The organism is Paenibacillus sp. EKM211P (assembly GCF_011066175.1).
Taxonomy (GTDB): Bacteria; Bacillota; Bacilli; order Paenibacillales; family Paenibacillaceae; genus Paenibacillus; species Paenibacillus polymyxa.
Genome location: NZ_JAAMNS010000026.1, coordinates 1 through 16949, shown reverse-complemented (window position 1 = coordinate 16949; position 16949 = coordinate 1). Strand labels below are relative to the sequence as shown.

The 16949-nt window shown below is 45.0% G+C and carries 18 protein-coding genes and 1 tRNA gene; 5 read left to right on the top strand and 14 right to left on the bottom strand.

All coding sequences use genetic code 11. The annotated features are described in order from the left end of the window. The first annotated feature begins 236 nt into the window (after positions 1 to 236). The gene (locus G9G57_RS24695; RefSeq protein WP_016818545.1) at positions 237 to 743 is read left to right on the top strand and encodes a GNAT family N-acetyltransferase; all 507 of its coding nucleotides are present in this window, start codon (positions 237 to 239) and stop codon (positions 741 to 743) included. A 78-nt stretch (positions 744 to 821) separates the two neighbouring features. On the opposite strand, the gene G9G57_RS24690 is transcribed toward G9G57_RS24695, so the two are convergent. Further along, positions 822 to 1121, bottom strand: coding sequence for a 4a-hydroxytetrahydrobiopterin dehydratase (locus G9G57_RS24690; RefSeq protein ID WP_007428083.1), 300 nt, complete (start codon positions 1119 to 1121; stop codon positions 822 to 824). A gap of 118 nt (positions 1122 to 1239) precedes the next feature. After that, the gene (locus tag G9G57_RS24685) at positions 1240 to 1533 is read right to left on the bottom strand and encodes a hypothetical protein (RefSeq protein ID WP_028542600.1); all 294 of its coding nucleotides are present in this window, start codon (positions 1531 to 1533) and stop codon (positions 1240 to 1242) included. 187 nt (positions 1534 to 1720) lie between these two features. On the opposite strand from G9G57_RS24685, the gene motA reads away from it, so the two are divergent. Then, a complete protein-coding gene (motA, locus tag G9G57_RS24680; RefSeq protein ID WP_013368736.1) occupies positions 1721 to 2515 on the top strand; it encodes a flagellar motor stator protein MotA in 795 nt (264 codons plus the stop codon). After that, positions 2508 to 3335 carry a flagellar motor protein MotB gene (motB, locus tag G9G57_RS24675; protein WP_016818543.1) on the top strand — a complete coding sequence of 276 codons (828 nt, stop codon included), beginning with the start codon at positions 2508 to 2510 and terminating at the stop codon, positions 3333 to 3335. The genes motA and motB overlap by 8 nt, the downstream gene beginning before the upstream one ends. Positions 3336 to 3471: 136 nt before the next feature. Here the strand turns inward: motB and rluF are convergent, their stop codons facing one another. After that, entirely contained in the window at positions 3472 to 4173 is a 702-nt protein-coding gene (gene rluF / locus G9G57_RS24670; RefSeq protein WP_014599354.1) for a 23S rRNA pseudouridine(2604) synthase RluF, read from the bottom strand. 50 nt (positions 4174 to 4223) lie between these two features. Next, positions 4224 to 6500, bottom strand: coding sequence for a PAS domain S-box protein (locus tag G9G57_RS24665; protein WP_019685757.1), 2277 nt, complete (start codon positions 6498 to 6500; stop codon positions 4224 to 4226). Between the two features lie 328 nt (positions 6501 to 6828). Here G9G57_RS24665 and tadA point away from each other — a divergent pair, with 328 nt between their 5' ends. After that, on the top strand, positions 6829 to 7329 hold the full coding sequence (gene tadA / locus G9G57_RS24660) for a tRNA adenosine(34) deaminase TadA (RefSeq protein ID WP_017427224.1): 501 nt from the start codon (positions 6829 to 6831) through the stop codon (positions 7327 to 7329). Positions 7330 to 7389: 60 nt separating this feature from the next. Next, positions 7390 to 7947 carry a GNAT family N-acetyltransferase gene (locus G9G57_RS24655; protein ID WP_044788224.1) on the top strand — a complete coding sequence of 186 codons (558 nt, stop codon included), beginning with the start codon at positions 7390 to 7392 and terminating at the stop codon, positions 7945 to 7947. 123 nt (positions 7948 to 8070) lie between these two features. On the opposite strand, the gene G9G57_RS24650 is transcribed toward G9G57_RS24655, so the two are convergent. The 10 genes from G9G57_RS24650 to guaB all read right to left on the bottom strand — a co-directional run bounded on the left by G9G57_RS24650 (position 8071) and on the right by guaB (position 16525). Then, entirely contained in the window at positions 8071 to 9147 is a 1077-nt protein-coding gene (locus G9G57_RS24650) for a hypothetical protein (protein ID WP_031462570.1), read from the bottom strand. Positions 9148 to 9344: 197 nt separating this feature from the next. Continuing rightward, the gene (locus G9G57_RS24645; protein ID WP_014599349.1) at positions 9345 to 9500 is read right to left on the bottom strand and encodes a small acid-soluble spore protein P; all 156 of its coding nucleotides are present in this window, start codon (positions 9498 to 9500) and stop codon (positions 9345 to 9347) included. A gap of 72 nt (positions 9501 to 9572) precedes the next feature. Beyond that, positions 9573 to 9743, bottom strand: a complete 171-nt coding sequence (locus tag G9G57_RS24640; RefSeq protein WP_017427220.1) for a hypothetical protein — start codon at positions 9741 to 9743, stop codon at positions 9573 to 9575. A gap of 27 nt (positions 9744 to 9770) precedes the next feature. Continuing rightward, positions 9771 to 10112 carry a hypothetical protein gene (locus G9G57_RS24635; protein WP_017427219.1) on the bottom strand — a complete coding sequence of 114 codons (342 nt, stop codon included), beginning with the start codon at positions 10110 to 10112 and terminating at the stop codon, positions 9771 to 9773. A 144-nt stretch (positions 10113 to 10256) separates the two neighbouring features. Continuing rightward, a tRNA-Ser gene (locus G9G57_RS24630) sits at positions 10257 to 10345 on the bottom strand. A 90-nt stretch (positions 10346 to 10435) separates the two neighbouring features. Beyond that, complete coding sequence (gene serS, locus G9G57_RS24625) at positions 10436 to 11719, bottom strand: serine--tRNA ligase (RefSeq protein ID WP_013368725.1); 1284 nt, start codon at positions 11717 to 11719, stop codon at positions 10436 to 10438. Positions 11720 to 11755: 36 nt separating this feature from the next. After that, positions 11756 to 12322 carry a pyridoxal 5'-phosphate synthase glutaminase subunit PdxT gene (pdxT, locus tag G9G57_RS24620; protein ID WP_017427217.1) on the bottom strand — a complete coding sequence of 189 codons (567 nt, stop codon included), beginning with the start codon at positions 12320 to 12322 and terminating at the stop codon, positions 11756 to 11758. 16 nt (positions 12323 to 12338) lie between these two features. After that, the gene (gene pdxS, locus G9G57_RS24615) at positions 12339 to 13220 is read right to left on the bottom strand and encodes a pyridoxal 5'-phosphate synthase lyase subunit PdxS (RefSeq protein ID WP_013368723.1); all 882 of its coding nucleotides are present in this window, start codon (positions 13218 to 13220) and stop codon (positions 12339 to 12341) included. A 132-nt stretch (positions 13221 to 13352) separates the two neighbouring features. Further along, positions 13353 to 14741 carry a D-alanyl-D-alanine carboxypeptidase family protein gene (locus G9G57_RS24610; RefSeq protein WP_016818537.1) on the bottom strand — a complete coding sequence of 463 codons (1389 nt, stop codon included), beginning with the start codon at positions 14739 to 14741 and terminating at the stop codon, positions 13353 to 13355. Between the two features lie 326 nt (positions 14742 to 15067). Beyond that, positions 15068 to 16525, bottom strand: a complete 1458-nt coding sequence (gene guaB, locus G9G57_RS24605; protein WP_017427215.1) for an IMP dehydrogenase — start codon at positions 16523 to 16525, stop codon at positions 15068 to 15070. Positions 16526 to 16949 lie beyond the last annotated feature (424 nt).

Here is a 16949-nt window from a genome sequence, read left to right as displayed (position 1 = left end):
GTCCACTACATCAGCAATGATTATCATTACTGACGAACTGACACCTCAAAAGGTTTCAATTTTAGCGAACATCGTCGGTTTTACCGTCACCGCTGGGGGAGCATATGAGCAGTAAATCCTTCTTATTGAATGTATACCCGACTTAGGTACGAAATAAACACGCTTGCCATTCTCCTACAACTTGTCTACAATCTGTGGTTAATGATTGAAGTACCTGCATAAGGAGGAATGGAAAAGTGCCGGCCTCAATATCCAACTACCGGATCGTACCGATGGACGAGCATCAAGCGGCTGAAATCTGTGAGTGGCGCTATGATCCCCCCTACAACATATACGGCTGGCTTCCCTGGGAACAAATGAAGGCACTTGAAGTCGAATTTGGAAGTCCCACGCTTCGCCAAGAGCAATATGTTGCGGTCCTGGACGAAGAGAATGAGCTGACGGGATTTGCTCAATATTTCCCTATGGTCGGTGTGACCCGGCTGGGTCTTGGAATGCATCCCGAAAGATGCGGACATGGCACAGGCTCCGATTTTGTCCGGGCCATTGCCGAGGAAGCCAGACGACGTCATCCGCAGAATGAAATTGACCTAGAGGTTCTCACTTGGAATCAGCGGGCTATCCGAGCCTACAAGGCAGCTGGATTTGAGCTGACGGATACCTATGAACGCCAGACTCCAGATGGCAGAAAGCCGTTCCATTGTATGGTATATCGTCCTGAACAACAGAATCGGGTTCTATAAATAAGAGCGCCTTCACTATACAACCGCGATGTTGTATAACGAAGGCGCTCTTCATATATACGACAGATCATTACAAACTCAATGACTGCTGCGCATTTTTTCGAAAGCTTCATTATATTGTTGGGCTTCCTTAATATCTACGGCCATAATACCGCCATCGTCCCAGGAGGTCAAACGCAGAGTCACGGTCTTGTAATCAATCGTAATAAATGGATGGTGATTAAATGCCTCAGATATAGCGGCAACTTCATCCACGAAGGCAATTCCTTTCATAAAACTGGAAAAATTATATTTCCGAACGATCCAACGTCCTTCCTCCAGTTCCCAGCCCTCCAGCTTCTCCAGATGTGCTTCAATCTCTTCTTGTGTAAAAGGCATGTTACGAACTCCTCCCCGTTTATACGGAAGCCTTTTAGCCGCTTAAATACGGCCAAAACTACGATATATTGGTGTACATATTACCACGGCCCCGTTGATAAATCCATAAAGACGGCCATCAAATCAATGGGACCGACGTCAGCTCCTCGTCCCCGATGAGTACATAGATCCGGTGTTGCTCCGGCTCATAAATCACAACACCGCTGCCTACAGTGATTATGGGCTCTGTACCCAGCGCATAAAATAAGTCTTCTGCCAAAGCTTCATTGACTTCCTGGCGCCCTGCTGGGTCCAGCCTGTCCCAATCTTCTGCTTCCATTTCAAAAAATTCATAGCTATCTGGAATGCGTCCCACAGCCTCTGTCAAATCGTTCAAAATTTGTTCATACTCGCGCCCATGCTTTACTCCCATGCTATTTCCTCCAGTAGTTCAGCGATTCAATACATAATCACTTTATTATACCGGAAATTCGCCCTTAACAAAAAAGAGAGTTTTGTCGATAAATACTATAATCCGTCTCATAATGACGCGCTTGGGGCAAGGACGACCCATGCGGCATGAAAGGATTCAAAATCTATTCTCATGGATGAGGTGTATCATGCAAATTACAACCATTATTGGACTTGTGCTCGGGCTTTTGTCACTGGTCGTCGGGATGATCCTGAAGGGCGCGCCAGTCGTCAATCTGGTCAATAATCCCGCTGCTTACATGATTATTTTCGTCGGAACAGCAGCAAGTATATTCATGGCGTTTCCGATGGATGACATGAAACGGGTGCCAAAGCTGTTTAAAATTATTTTCACCCAGCAGAAATTGCTGGATCGCAAGGAGCTTATCGGTACATTTACTGAATGGGCATCCATTACCCGTCGTGAAGGTCTGCTCGCGCTGGAATCCAAGGTCGAAGAGATCGACGATCCCTTTATGCGCGGCGGTATGCGTATGATTATCGATGGTAATGATCAGGAGTTCGTACGCGATGTTCTGATGGAAGACATTAACGCTACCGAAGATAGACACCGCGCAGGCGCACTAATTTTTTCCCAAGCCGGTATGTACGCTCCAACACTCGGGGTACTCGGTGCGGTTGTAGGTCTGATTGCCGCTCTAGCCGACCTTAGTGACATGGAAAAACTGTCCCATGCCATTGCGGCCGCCTTTATTGCAACGTTGCTCGGTATTTTTACAGGTTATGTCCTATGGCATCCAATGTCCAACAAGCTGAAACGGCTATCCAAAAAAGAAGTGGAACTTAAGTTAATGATGGTCGAAGGTCTGCTTTCGATTCAATCCGGTATCTCAACAATTGCCATCAGCCAAAAGCTAGCAATCTTCCTAACTCCAACCGAACGGGCTTCGATGACCCAGAAGGATGGCGATTCCAGTGAGTAAAAAGAGACATGAACCGCATGAAGAGCATGCTGACGAAAGCTGGCTGTTGCCATATTCCGACTTAATGACCCTTCTGTTGGCTCTTTTCATTGTCTTATTCGGTATGAGCTCGCTCGATGCCAAAAAATTTGAAACTATGGCTCAATCCTTGAGTTCAGCTTTTAGTGGTGGTACTGGCGTGCTGGATCACTCGGCCGCGAATCCGTCGTCACAATCTATGGATATGGGCAAAAATAAAGAAGAGGTATCGCAACCTTTAAAATCGAAAGCCACTTCTACCTCTGATCTGCAGAAGCAACTCGCCCAGCGGGAAGAAGAAGATTTAAAGAAACTTAAAAAACAAATGGATCAGTATATTCAAAATAACGGCCTGTCCACTCTACTGAACACCAAGCTGAACCAATCCCAGCTGATGATCACCATTAGTGATAATGCCCTGTTTTCATCCGGGCAGGCCGAAGTAAAGCCGGAAGCGAGAAAGCTAGCCAAATCCATTTCCAGCATGCTCCAGCAGTTTCCTGGTTATGATGTTATCGTATCCGGTCATACCGACAATGTACCTATTTCCAATAGTCAGTTCCCGTCCAACTTTGATTTGAGTGCCAAGCGCTCGCTCAATTTCTTGCGTATTTTGCTGCTCAATCCGCAGCTCGATCCTACCAAGTTTGTATCCATCGGATATGGCGAGTATCGACCATTGGCAAGCAATCAGACTGGAGAAGGACGCGCCAAAAACCGTCGTGTCGAAATTTCCGTTCTTCGCAAATATCAGAACGGTACACAAGTTATTAGTCCTACCTCAAGCTCGAATGAAGGTTGATCATGAATATGTTATATGAACAAAGGCACCGCCGCATTTTTTATGCAGCTGGTGCCTTTTGATTTAGTGATTCCTGTTGTCTAGCCCTGCCATATAGGAGAACCCAGCGCTGAAGGCTATAAGAAGGCCTCTGGCCTTAGCTAAGCGTATAATCAAGCATCTGGCCCAGTTCCAGCTTTTCAGCCTCTGTTAAATCGCGCCAGGCGCCTTTCTGAAGGGACCCCAATCGAATATTCATGATTCGCAAGCGCTGCAGTTTTTTAACTTCATAACCGAAGGCAGCACACATACGTCGGATCTGACGATTTTTCCCTTCTGTCAGAATAATACGGAATACATACTCAGATACACGTGTTACCTCACAGGGCAGCGTCCGATGACCGAGTATCTTTACACCGCTGGACATCCCCTGCACAAAGGATGGTGTGACTGGACGATCCACTGTTACGATATACTCTTTTTCATGCTTGCCTTCTGCCCGTAAGATCTTATTCACAATGTCCCCATCATTGGTTAATAAAATGAGACCTTCCGAATCCTTATCCAGGCGTCCAATTGGAAATATCCGCTGCGGGTGCCCCACAAAATCGACAATATTGCCTCTAATGTGGCTCTCTGTCGTGCTTGTAATGCCGACTGGCTTGTTCAATGCAATATAGACGTGATCGGACTTATCGCGCAGTGGCTTGCCGTTCACACGGACGTCATCGCCTTCCTCCGCTTGACTGCCCAGCACGGCCACTTCGCCGTTAATCGTCACGCGGCCGCTCTCTACCAGCTTGTCCGCCTCCCGGCGCGAGCAAAAGCCAGTTTCGCTGATAAATTTGTTAATGCGCAACCTGTGTACCCTCCATTTCTACGAACACACTTCCTCCTGCCCCCAGCCCGTTACTCGGGCTTGGCAATCGGAAGCTGCACGAGGGCGGTTGTTCCCTCTCCCTCTATGCTTTCAATATCCAGTGTGCCTTTATGGCTCTGTATAATACGCTGGCTGACCATAAGCCCTAGTCCTGTACCTGTTTCTTTGTTTGTGAAAAAAGGTTCTCCCAGCTTGGATAGCATTTCTGCAGGAATACCCGTACCCTGGTCCCGTATGAAGATTTTAACGCTTTCTCCCTCTAAGAACAAATGAATTGTGATGATGCCGCCTTTACTCATAGCCTCCATGCTATTTTTAAGTAAATTAATGAATACCTGTTTTAACTGATTTTCTTCAGCATATACCAAGGCAGGCTCGTCCGTAACCTGAAGGTTGAATACAATACCCAACAGATGCGCCTGGCTATCTAGCAAAGAAATAACATCACTCACAATATAACGAACATCTTTTTTCTGAAAATGTACTGCCTGTGGCTTTGCCAATATTAAAAACTCGCTAACGATCAAATTGATGCGATCCAGCTCAGACATCATAATATCGTTGTGTTTCATATTCAACACTTGATTTTGCTGCTGTAGTTGTAGGAAGCCACGTAGCGTGGTTAATGGATTACGAATCTCATGCGCTACGCCTGCCGCCAGTTGTCCTACGGTTGTCAGCTTCTCTGATCTACGTAGCAGTTCCTCCATCCGGTTACGCCCTGTGATATCACGCGAGACACAGATAAAGCCTAAGATTTCGCCTTGTTCATCCAGAATAGGTGAAGTACTCATACTAATCTCTACTGTACTTCCATCCTTACGCATTCGTAGGGTCTCGCTTGATACGATGCTTTCTCCCTGAAGCAGGCTCTCCTTCTGAAATTCATACTCCTCCTGTTGCTGCGGAGGCACAAACTCCAGCTTACGGCCAACCAATTCTTTCTTGGTCCACCCGTACAAAGCTTCGAAGGCATGGTTGACCCGAACAACACGATCCTCCTGATCGGTTACATGAATTGCATCTGCCGTCTGATTAATAACCGATTCTAGATGCTCCTTTACAGAACGGTTTTCTTCATACATTTGTTCAAGTCTTCTCGTATACATCCCCAGGTTGTAGGCCATCGCATTGATGCGCTCACCCAGCTGTGCAAGCTCATGGCCGCCCTTAATTTCTAGCCGTGTATCAAAATGGCCGTCAGCCATCTCGTTCACTTTTCCCAATATCGACTGAATCGGACGGACAAATAGGCTGGCGAGCACATAGCTTCCAATGATCACAACCTCCAATAGAACAATGGAAATAGCAACTAAACTGATTAATTGCTTGGATATAACAGAAGCGATTGTATCATAATTCATGACAATACGAATGACATAGGAATCACGGTTTGTCGGATAAAAAGGTATGTAACTGACAAGCACCCGTTCGCCTTTAATATAACAATCTTGTACGATACTCTCTCCCGAAAGGATCGCCCTGGACACAGCCAAACGATCCTCAGGCACTCTCGTTAGTTGATACGTGCCGAATTGGATCGGTTCGTTGTACATGTAGTAGTGTTTTCGATCGTTACCGTTCTTGTCCATCGTAGCGCCACCAAAGGTTGCAGGGTTGATTCCTGTTATCTCCAAAATGCGATAATCCACTTGCTGAGTCTGCTTCACAATCTCAGCTGGGCTCAGGATAGGTATAAAATCCTGGACTGAAGTATCCTGGAAGGATATTCGAATTAAGTAGTTACGTTTTTGGTCATAATAAAATCCCCATTTATTAATATGTGAGGAACCTGAATCTGTGTAATCAAAAGAACTGGTCCAAAAATGATCTAGGTTCTGACCATGCGCCATGGCCACCTGTCCATGTTTATATAATTGGTCAACTGCATTTTTCCAATACCCCATTAATGGATCGGATGACGTTAGCTCTTTAGGATTCGAAGATTTGACAACCTTATATCCCTGTCCATCTCGGATCATCAACGAGATATTAATATCCCTGTGGAGTGTAGCTATCTGTTGTAGCTGTTCCTGCTGGATATTACGAATATCGGGATCGAGCTGATTGGCAGCCAACGTAGCAGAAAGCCACAGATTATATCCGAGCTGCTTGTCAACGGCCTCCCAGCTATGTCGGGTTTGTTCGATAGCTCCTCCGATGATTTTAGCCGTCAGAACCATTTTGGTTTCACTGTCACTTCTTAGATTTTCGTGGGTCGTGTAGTAATTGAGTGCGATGTTTAACAATAGGATAAACAGGACCGACCCCGACAAAATGATCGTTATTCTGATTTTTATCGACACACTGATTTCTCACCTCTTGCCGTATGCTGGCGATTACTGGCAATTGCTAACTCAATGATACCGTAATAGTGCCTGGGATACCAGCATTTACATTTACCGGATATACATAAATACACACCCTGTGAACAATGTTGTCAATAGGCGAGCATTTACCTACAATGTATTAAGATAATCATCCACATATAGTCCACAAATACACAGATGTTATTATAAACTGTGGATAAATCTGTGGACAAGTATGGTGTTATCCACAATTTTATTCACATCATGTTAACAACGGAATACTTGTTCGTTGGATAATTCCGCGTTTGAAAGGAGCATTTTCCCAGTGACCATTATGGATCACGCCTATTGGATGAGAGAAGCCATTCAGGAAGCGTACAAGGCAGAAGCGTTGGGTGAAGTCCCCATCGGAGCTGTCATTGTAAAAGATAATGAAATCATCGGTCGCGGCTACAATTTGCGCGAGACCGACACCGACCCAACTGCACATGCAGAGATGGTTGCCATCCGGCAGGCCAGTGAGCATTTGGGCGCTTGGCGCCTGCTGGATTGCAGGCTGTATGTCACTTTGGAGCCGTGTCCGATGTGCGCTGGAGCCATTGTGCAATCACGCGTCCCCCATCTAATATACGGCACCACAGATCCCAAGGCGGGTTGTGCAGGCACGCTAATGAATTTATTGCAGGAGCCTCGGTTCAATCATTGTACAGAAGTAACCCGCGGTGTACTTCAGGAAGAATGTGCCTCCATGCTAACAAACTTTTTTCGGCAGCTCCGGCAAAAAAGAGCGGCTGCCAAATTGTCTCCTCCTTCATCTCCATCCTGAGGAGGAAAAGTCCAAAGCTCTTCATCTCACTGCTAATTCCGCGTGAAAGGAGATTACCTTATGCCTATGAGCTTGTATAATACGCCTCAAGGTATCTTTTTACGTCCCCTAAGCTTGGAGGATGGCGAAGTCCTTCTCGCCCTTAGACTTCGAAATAGGGACTCTCATGCGCCCTATGAGCCACTGTATGAGGATTCATTTTTCACTTTAAAGAAACAACAGGATTACATCCGTGAGAGATTGCGTCAAGCGGAAGAAGATCGAGGGTACTTGTTTGGTATCTTTCTCTTAAAACAAGAACGGCTGATAGGTTACATCTCCATTTCCAATCTGGTGCGTGGAGTTGGACAATTCGCCGACGTCGGCTATATGATGGATCAACATGAGCAGGGTAAGGGACATATGACGGCCGCTTTAAAGTTGATCATACAGTATGCCTTCCGTGCCTTATCTCTACATCGTCTCCAAGCAGGTACCCTTCTGCATAATGATCGCTCACAACGTGTATTACAGAAGTGTGGCTTTCAACCGGAAGGTATTGCTCGCAAGCTGGTACAGATTCAGGGCGAATGGCAGGATCATCAGATGTTCGGGATTCTAGCTGAAGATGACGTGTGACGAATCTGAACAACTGCACAGAGGACAACTTAATCATGAACAAAAAAACCGCCCGGCCTATGCCGAGCGGTTTTCTTACATCACATTCGAAGAAATGATGTTTGTAATCCTGTCATCCTCTGTTTAAGGAGATACAGTTTGCATTTTTTGTTGTAGTTGTTCGATAGTGAGGACTTGGTCCGCTGTTGGAATCCCCACTTTAAATGATGCTTTTTCATTGATTTTGCTGTATTGCGAATAGCCTGTTACAGACAACTTCACATTATCTTTCGTAGAAGGATCATTCACTTCCACGTTCGCATTCAGATCCTGATACACAGGAACGTTATCCTTGTTCAAAGCAGTGTTAATGTCAAACTGTTTCACTGTCAAATAGTTCTTCAACTCATCCAGCTTTTTGCTAACTTCGCTGGTGTTGGATTGCAGTTCTTTTTTCGCTTCAGCCAGTTCTTCCTTCTTCACTTGAAGCATGCCAGCATATTCGTCTTTAGACATTATATCCAGGACCTTAGGAAGCGCCTTAGTGATAAATGTATTGGTCGCTTGCTTCACGTTATCGTTCGTGATTTTAAACTGAACCACTTGTTTAGCTTCAACGCCTTGCGGCAATTTAGCATCTTTAGGATCAATATCAAAGAAATACGTAGCTTGATCATACTCGCCCATGATCGCAGCAATCACTTCGTTCGCAAATTTCTGAGATTTTTCCTGATCCATGGTTGCAGGGTTAAATTCTTGTCCCGTTTGTTTAGCCAGTTCTTGTGGATCAATGAGCAGGAATTTACCTACAACATCCTGTGGAAGCGGGTAAAATGGAATATTAGGAATTTTAACGTACAATTTATCTTTAGTCATTACCATTGGAATCGTAAAGCTAGTAGAAAGATCACCTTTCAAATGAATGCCAAGCGTCATTTCAGATTGGAAAGGCTCCTTTTGGTATACGCCATCCAGTGTAATATCAGCATTTTTCAGCATGCTAGTTACCATTGCACTTTGCTCAGCTGGCACAGAAGCGGAGGTAATTGTCAGTTCCTTAACGGTAAATTGACTTTTGGATTCATAGGAATTCAACTTCATCGCATTTGCTGTACCAGTCGTAACAGCTTCCTTCGGTTCTAACTTCTTGCTACAACCTACCAGCGCTACCGTCATTAGCAACACCATAGTGAGGACCAAGACGGATAATTTTTTACTCATTGTGTAGATTCTCTCCTCTCATAATTAACCCCTTTTTTTATGCTAACAAAAAAATACACACCCTCTATTTTAACTCATATTCATAAACGGCGAAACACTTATTGGAAAATTTTCTTGCAATAAGCACAAAGACACCCTGGCTCTCTAACCAGGGTGTACTATACTTCTTAATATTTTTAGGAGAAAAGTCTGACTGCTTATGAACCTTGTCTGTTATGGTGATCCACGTGATTGCGCTGTTTCACCTTCTTGGAACCGGATAACGGCTCTTGTTGATGACTACGCTCACGCTTTTCGTTACTTCCACCAGAATCCTGAGCCTCGGGAACAGGAACAGCTCTAGGTTTGCCCATTTACGCATCCTCCATTCTCAGTCTAAATTATTGGCACATCAACGAATCCGTTTATTACCATTTAAAATAGGACTATAGATGGTTCAGATCTTCCGTTTTATCGTGATTCAGTGAATCCTGATGACGACGATCATTACGATCCTGCTGCACTTGCTGTGCCTGATGACTATTGACTGGACGTTGTTCCAAATCATCGACAATGTTGGACAGGTTTTTATCCAATCCGTTTTTGGCCTTGGTCATGTAACCTTCCTCCTCATTCCTTCATGACTACGAGTGCGTTAATGACTGTAATGTTTGGGCGCATTGGTGAATGTGCCGCGTATAATCGGACACCAGCTGTTGAATGATATCTGTTCGTTCATCCACAGACCGTCCGTCACGCTCTACATCGACTAAGCTAACCTGTACCTCCCGAGAATCTACATACGTACATGCAAAGTTAAAGGAGTACATTTGTCGGCCTTCTACCTCGATATGGATTCGTATAGCCCGGTTATCAGCTTCATCTGCCTGTACCTGTGATTTATCCCCTGAATTCAAAAGAATCGGCAGTTGTTCCTGCCAGGCCTCTACCAGCTTTTGCTGATCTACTGTCATTTCTCGATTCATGCCAGCACCTCCACATCTGATAACGTGTGAAAAAAACAGGTTTTTTATACAACAAAAAAGCCATTCTTCACGATCCTGATCATTAGCATATAGAGCCTAATGTACCAGCTATCAGATTCGAATGGCTTGGTTTTATTTAGAATATGGCGGAGAGGATGGGATTCGAACCCATGTGAGCTTGCACTCTAACGGTTTTCAAGACCGCCCCGTTATGACCGCTTCGGTACCTCTCCAGGTGGTAAATGGATAAAGCTGCTTCCCTCTATTAAACAACTCAGGCGCAACAAAATTATTTTACCACAGAATTTTTAAGAATGCAAGGCTTACTGTTTAGGAGTTATAACCTCAATGCCTCGCATGTATGAACGTAGCACTTCGGGAATCACAATGCTTCCGTCCTCTTGCTGATAGTTCTCCAAAATAGCAGCTACAGTCCGTCCTACAGCCAATCCTGAACCGTTCAGTGTATGTACAAATTCAGGCTTTGCCTTCGCATCTGGACGAAACCGGATGTTTGCACGACGCGCTTGGAAGTCTTCAGTGTTGGAACAGGAAGAAATCTCACGGTACATGCCGCTCTCCGGCAACCATACTTCCAGATCGTACGTTTTGGCAGACGTAAAACCCATATCTCCTGTGCAAAGTGCCAGCACCCGATATGGAAGTCCAAGCAGCTGCAAAACACGCTCAGCGTTATTCGTCATTTTCTCTAATTCTTCATAAGAGGTATCTGGGTGAACCAGCTTGAGCATTTCCACCTTATTGAATTGATGCTGACGAATCAAGCCACGTGTATCACGCCCTGCTGATCCTGCCTCTGAGCGAAAGCAAGAGCTGTATGCCACATAATATTTAGGAAGCTGATCTGCATTCATAATCTCTTCACGGTGGTAGTTCGTTACCGGAACTTCGGCCGTAGGAATAAGATAATACTCGGTATCACGCAGTTTAAACAGATCCTCTTCAAACTTCGGAAGCTGACCCGTTCCGTACAGACTGTCCCGATTTACAATGTATGGAGGTAGCATTTCTTCATAACCATGCTCACTGCTGTGCAGATCCATCATAAAGTTAATTAGCGCACGTTCCAATCGCGCTCCCAGTCCCTTATAGAACGTAAAACGAGAACCCGTCACCTTAGCTGCAGCCTCAAAATCAAGAATATCTAGATCCTGAGCCAACTCCCAATGCGCTTTGGGTGTAAAAGAAAACTCGCGCGGCTCCGACCAGCGGCGAATTTCCACATTATCCTCTTCCGAAGCGCCTACAGGCACAGTCTCATTAGGAATATTAGGAATCGACATCACCAGTTCGTCGATCTGAACTTCCAGTTCCCGCACTTGCTCATCCAATTCTTTAATACGATCGGAGACCTGGCGCATTTCAGCAATAAGATCATCCGCATTTTCCTTATTCTTCTTCAACTTGGCTACTTCACCAGATACGACATTCCGACGATTTTTGAGTCCTTCACTTTCCTGAAGCAACTCACGACGGCTTACATCCAGATCTGTAAAACCATTAATCAGATCCAGAGATTTACCTCTGTTCTGTAAAGCTTTCTCAACCCGACCAAGCTCATTACGCAAAATCTTTATATCTAACACAGGTGATCCCTCCTACACTACAAACCTGACTTTCCGCTATCCGCGGACCATATCCACAAAATACTGATGTAACCGGTAATCGTCTGTTAATTCCGGATGGAAAGATGAAGCCAGCAGATGACCCTGACGGGCTGCTACAATCTCGCCGTTATACTCAGATAGCACATCTACTCCCATTCCGACAGATTGTATTAAAGGCGCGCGTATAAACACCGCACGAACCGGCTCCTCAATCCCTTTAATGTTCAAGTCAGTTTCAAAGCTTTCTCGTTGGCGACCAAAGGCATTACGCGATACTGTAATATCCATGAGTCCCAAATGTGCTTCTTCCTGTCCTTGAATCGTTTTGGCCAGTACAATCAATCCCGCGCAAGTGCCAAATACAGGCTTCCCTTGATTGGAAAATTGGCGTATAGCCTCTATAAAATCATACTTGCGCATTAGCTTACCGATAGTGGTGCTTTCACCACCGGGAATGATAAGACCGGACAGCTCATCGAGCTGTTCGATCTTCTTCACTGCTATACCTTCAGCACCCGCACGTTCAACACTTCGTATATGCTCAGCTACAGCGCCTTGCAGCGACAATACACCTATTTTCATGCCGGTCCCTTCTTTCTTACCAACCACGATCTTGCATGCGCTCATGCGACGCCAGTTTGGAAATTTCAATGCCTTTCATAGGAGTCCCCAAATTCTTGGACACTTCTGCAATCAGCTTGTAATCCGTATAATGAGTGGTCGCTTCCACAATGGCCCGCGCAAATTTCTCAGGACTATCCGACTTGAAGATACCAGAACCTACAAATACACCATCAGCGCCTAAATGCATCATCAACGCAGCATCTGCAGGTGTTGCTACACCGCCCGCTGCGAAGTTAACCACTGGAAGCTTACCAAGCTCATGCACTTCCAACAGCAGCTCATAAGCAACTCCGAGGTTTTTCGCTTCTGCATACAGCTCGTCCTTTGACAGGTTTTGCACCTTGCGAATTTGACCATTGATAAAACGCATGTGACGAACAGCCTCAACAATATTTCCAGTTCCCGGTTCACCCTTTGTACGGATCATAGATGCGCCTTCACCGATACGACGCAATGCTTCCCCTAGATCCTTGGCTCCACAAACAAATGGAACGGTGAACTCCCGCTTATCGATGTGGAATACCTCATCCGCAGGTGTCAATACTTCGCTCTCATCGAGGTAGTCAACACCTAGAGATTCCAGTACCTTTGCCTCAACAAAGTGACCAATACGAGCCTTAGCCATAACAGGAATAGAAACAACCTTCATTACCTCTTCCACAATCGTAGGGTCAGCCATGCGAGCAACCCCACCCGCTGCACGGATATCCGAAGGCACTCGTTCAAGAGCCATTACGGCTGTAGCGCCTGCTGCCTCAGCAATTTTAGCCTGTTCAGCGTTCATGACATCCATGATTACGCCGCCTTTTTGCATCTCTGCCATACCTCTTTTTACACGCGAAGTTCCCGTTTCCATGTCGTTGCCTCCTGTAAGGGTTACGTTTAGATTTCTAACTTAAGATTTTACCGTACGAACGCCAAATACACAATCATTTCAAGTTGCAAAATAAGTAATGCAGAACAGGTTAGACCGGTTAGCGTTTCATCTTTAGAAGAGATTTTTAATTCCCTGGAACAAATCGCCGAAGAAATCACCAATTGCCCGGAAAAGCATTCGGAACCAACCGCCCTCTTCTACTGCTGTAGTTGTAACCAAATCAACAGTTTTCGTCTGGCCTTTATCCACGCCATCCGTTTTGTATGTGTACGTAATCGTTCCGACTTTTGCCCCTTGCTTCAAAGGTGCCACGAGAGAGCTTGCTGGTGTTATATTCGTTGTAAAGGTTACCTTAGGATTGCTCGCACCCTTAGGCACGATAAAACTTACTGCATCTTTTGTGACGATCGGCACTTCTGTTTCCGTACCTTTGGTCACAGGCACATTCTCAACACCTTTAACCACCGTCTTTGGAGCCACAACCTGCTTCACTTCAAAGTTATCAAAGCCATAGTTCAGCACTTTAGCCGTCTCTGTAAAACGGTGTGCATCAGAGTCAGCGCCCATAACTACACTGATGAGACGCATTCCATTACGTTCAGCCGTACCTGTAAAACAGTTTCCAGCATTAGCCGTATGACCTGTTTTCATTCCGTCTAAACCTGGATAAGCGAATTTTCTAAAGTTAGTAATATTTTTGTTCGCTTCCAGCATCCAGTTATAGTTAATAATCGGTGCTTTATCGGTTGGACGGAATTTGTACGATTGAATTGTGGTAAACCGTGTATAATCTGGATGGTCCTTAATGATGTAACCTGCTAGAGTAGCTGCGTCTCTCGCAGTCATCACAGTTTCCCGGTCTGTGTCCGGCTGAAACCCTGCAGGCATATCCTTGCGATCCAAACCAGTCGAGTTGATAAAATACGTATTTTTCATACCCATTTTCTGAGCTGTTTCATTCATTAGTTTCACAAAATCCTGCTCGGTTCCAGATACGCGTTCAGCAAGAGCTACTGTTGCATCATTGGCAGAACCTACTGCCATGGCAATATAAAGCTCTTCTACCGTATGTTGATCCCCTTGAGCCAAAAAAATACGTGATCCGATACTCTTAGAAGCATTCTCGTTCACTGTAACCTTATCCGTCCACTTAAGTTTGCCTTGCTTAACCTGCTCCGCTACGATGTACTCTGTCATCATTTTGGTCATACTGGCTGGCGGGAGCGGCTCATCTGGATTCATAGAGAGCAAAACCTGCCCAGTGGAAGGCTCAATCAAAATAGCTGAACGAAGTGCCAGACTAGGGGGGTTAATAGAACCTGTTCCCGTGATATTCGTTGCTTCTGTTGCCGCTCCAGCAGCAAAAGTAGCCACGCTTGAATCGAAATTGCCTACAACAGGTAAAGCTGACATATACATCATATTAAGCACCATGACTGCAGTCACACTCTTTTTAATCATGCTGCGTTTATTATTTTTCTTAAAATTGTTCGCTTTCAAATGAATACAAACTCCTCTCGTACCTCAACCCGATCCGCTATGTATAACGAGACGGTGGTTACAGCCTTTACTTGGCCAAAGAATTAATGTTTTAGTATTATACAATTTAGTGTCATTTCGTTTCCTAAGATATAGCTTGTCATGAGCATTCTGTGCTCGAATCTTCTTAACTGGTAGGAATCGTCCAAAATACCTAAGCGTCCTAATTCATCAATAACCTCATGAGAAGGCGGACACTTGTCTATTCTATCACAGGGGTATCTCTAAAAAAAGACAGGCAGAGCGAAATGCGCTCTGCCTGTCGTCAAGTCTATTACAGCCGAACTTTATAGAGAGTAGTTTGGTGCTTCTTTCGTAATCTGCACATCATGCGGATGGCTTTCGCGCAGACCTGCACCTGTAATACGGATAAAGCTTGTATCGTTTCGAAGCTCCTCAATATTAGCAGTACCACAATATCCCATACCGGAGCGAAGACCGCCCAACAGCTGGTGAACAGTGTCAGAAAGTGGCCCTTTATAAGCAACGCGTCCTTCTATACCTTCTGGTACCAATTTCTTGTCGTCATCTTGGAAATAACGATCTTTACTACCTTGCTTCATCGCAGCCATAGAGCCCATACCACGATATACTTTGAAGCGACGTCCTTGATAAATTTCCGACTCGCCTGGGCTTTCTTCCGTACCTGCAAAAAGACTTCCCAGCATTACTGCAGAGGCCCCTGCCGCAATGGCCTTTGTAATTTCACCAGAGTATTTAATACCGCCATCTGCAATAATCGGAATATTATATTCACGTGCTACTGTTGCACAATCATAAATAGCTGTTATTTGTGGAACACCAATCCCTGCAATTACGCGTGTTGTACAGATAGAGCCTGGACCAATACCGACCTTAACGACCGATGCTCCTGCTTCAATCAATTCGCGCGTTCCGTCACCTGTAGCTACATTACCTGCTACAATCGTCAGGTCAGGATATGTTTTACGCAACTCGCGGACTGCTTCAATAATGTTAATATGATGGCCATGAGCGGAATCCACAACAATCAAATCCACACCAGCTTTTACAAGTGCTTCAGTCCGTTCAAACGTATCCTTGGAAATGCCGACAGCCGCACCGACCAGAAGACGCCCTTGTGCATCCTTCGCTGCGTTCGGAAATTGAATAGCTTTCTCAATATCTTTGATGGTGATCAAACCTTTGAGGTAGTTCCCTTCATCGACCAGTGGAAGCTTTTCAATTTTATGCTTTTGCAAAATGACTTCCGCTTCTTGTAAAGTCGTGCCTACTGGTGCAGTTACCAGTTCTTCCTTCGTCATGACTTCACTAATTTTAAGATCAAAGTCGTGAATAAAGCGAAGATCACGGTTAGTAATAATACCCACCAATTTGTTCTCTTCGTTTACAACAGGCACACCGGAAATACGATATTTACCCATAACGGCCTCAGCATCGGATACCAAGTGATCCGGAGTCAATGAGAATGGGTTGGTGATAACACCGCTCTCTGAGCGTTTAACCCTATCTACCTCTACCGCTTGCTGTTCAATCGACATATTTTTATGAATAACACCAATACCGCCCTCACGAGCCATCGCAATTGCTAACACTGCCTCAGTAACAGTATCCATACCAGCACTCATTAAAGGAATGTTCAGCTTCACGTTATCACTCAAACGAGTTGCTACGCTTACTTCTTTGGGCAGTACCACCGACTTACGAGGTACCAACAAAACATCGTCAAAGGTAAGGCCTTCCTTACCGAATTTATCTTCCCACACCAAGATGATCCTCCTTCAAAATGTTTAGTCTGTATTGGTCTTGTTGTCTGTCCGACATGGACAAATCAAGGCTCTCTGAAAATATATTATTGCAATCTTAGCAAAGCGGTATAGGGGTGTCAAGCCTTCATCAACAGCCCTAACCCGTAGTATTTCCCTGTACAAACAACTGTACTCCTACGAAGGACAACCATTATAAACAAACGGTTTAAAGGTACCTCTCTACTTACAAAAGCATATTTCACTTTGAGTAAGCAACAAAGGAGTAAGAATATAAATAAATTCACTTATATAAAAAAATATACAAAAGAGGACCATGATCTCAGTAAGATCGTGGTCCTCTTTAGTTGTTGCTTGGCAACGTCCTACTCTCCCAGGACCCTGCGGTCCAAGTACCATCGGCGCTGGAGGGCTTAACGGTCGT

Excerpts from the sequence above, each read along its gene's own strand:
- G9G57_RS24690 (WP_007428083.1), bottom strand. The coding sequence starts at position 1,121 with ATGCCTTTTACACAAGAAGAGATTGAAGCACATCTGGAGAAGCTGGAG.
- G9G57_RS24685 (WP_028542600.1), bottom strand. The coding sequence starts at position 1,533 with ATGGGAGTAAAGCATGGGCGCGAGTATGAACAAATTTTGAACGATTTG.
- motA (WP_013368736.1), top strand. The coding sequence starts at position 1,721 with ATGCAAATTACAACCATTATTGGACTTGTGCTCGGGCTTTTGTCACTG.
- G9G57_RS24655 (WP_044788224.1), top strand. The coding sequence starts at position 7,390 with ATGCCTATGAGCTTGTATAATACGCCTCAAGGTATCTTTTTACGTCCC.
- G9G57_RS24650 (WP_031462570.1), bottom strand. The coding sequence starts at position 9,147 with ATGAGTAAAAAATTATCCGTCTTGGTCCTCACTATGGTGTTGCTAATG.
- G9G57_RS24645 (WP_014599349.1), bottom strand. The coding sequence starts at position 9,500 with ATGGGCAAACCTAGAGCTGTTCCTGTTCCCGAGGCTCAGGATTCTGGT.
- G9G57_RS24640 (WP_017427220.1), bottom strand. The coding sequence starts at position 9,743 with ATGACCAAGGCCAAAAACGGATTGGATAAAAACCTGTCCAACATTGTC.
- G9G57_RS24635 (WP_017427219.1), bottom strand. The coding sequence starts at position 10,112 with ATGAATCGAGAAATGACAGTAGATCAGCAAAAGCTGGTAGAGGCCTGG.
- pdxT (WP_017427217.1), bottom strand. The coding sequence starts at position 12,322 with ATGAAAATAGGTGTATTGTCGCTGCAAGGCGCTGTAGCTGAGCATATA.
- pdxS (WP_013368723.1), bottom strand. The coding sequence starts at position 13,220 with ATGGAAACGGGAACTTCGCGTGTAAAAAGAGGTATGGCAGAGATGCAA.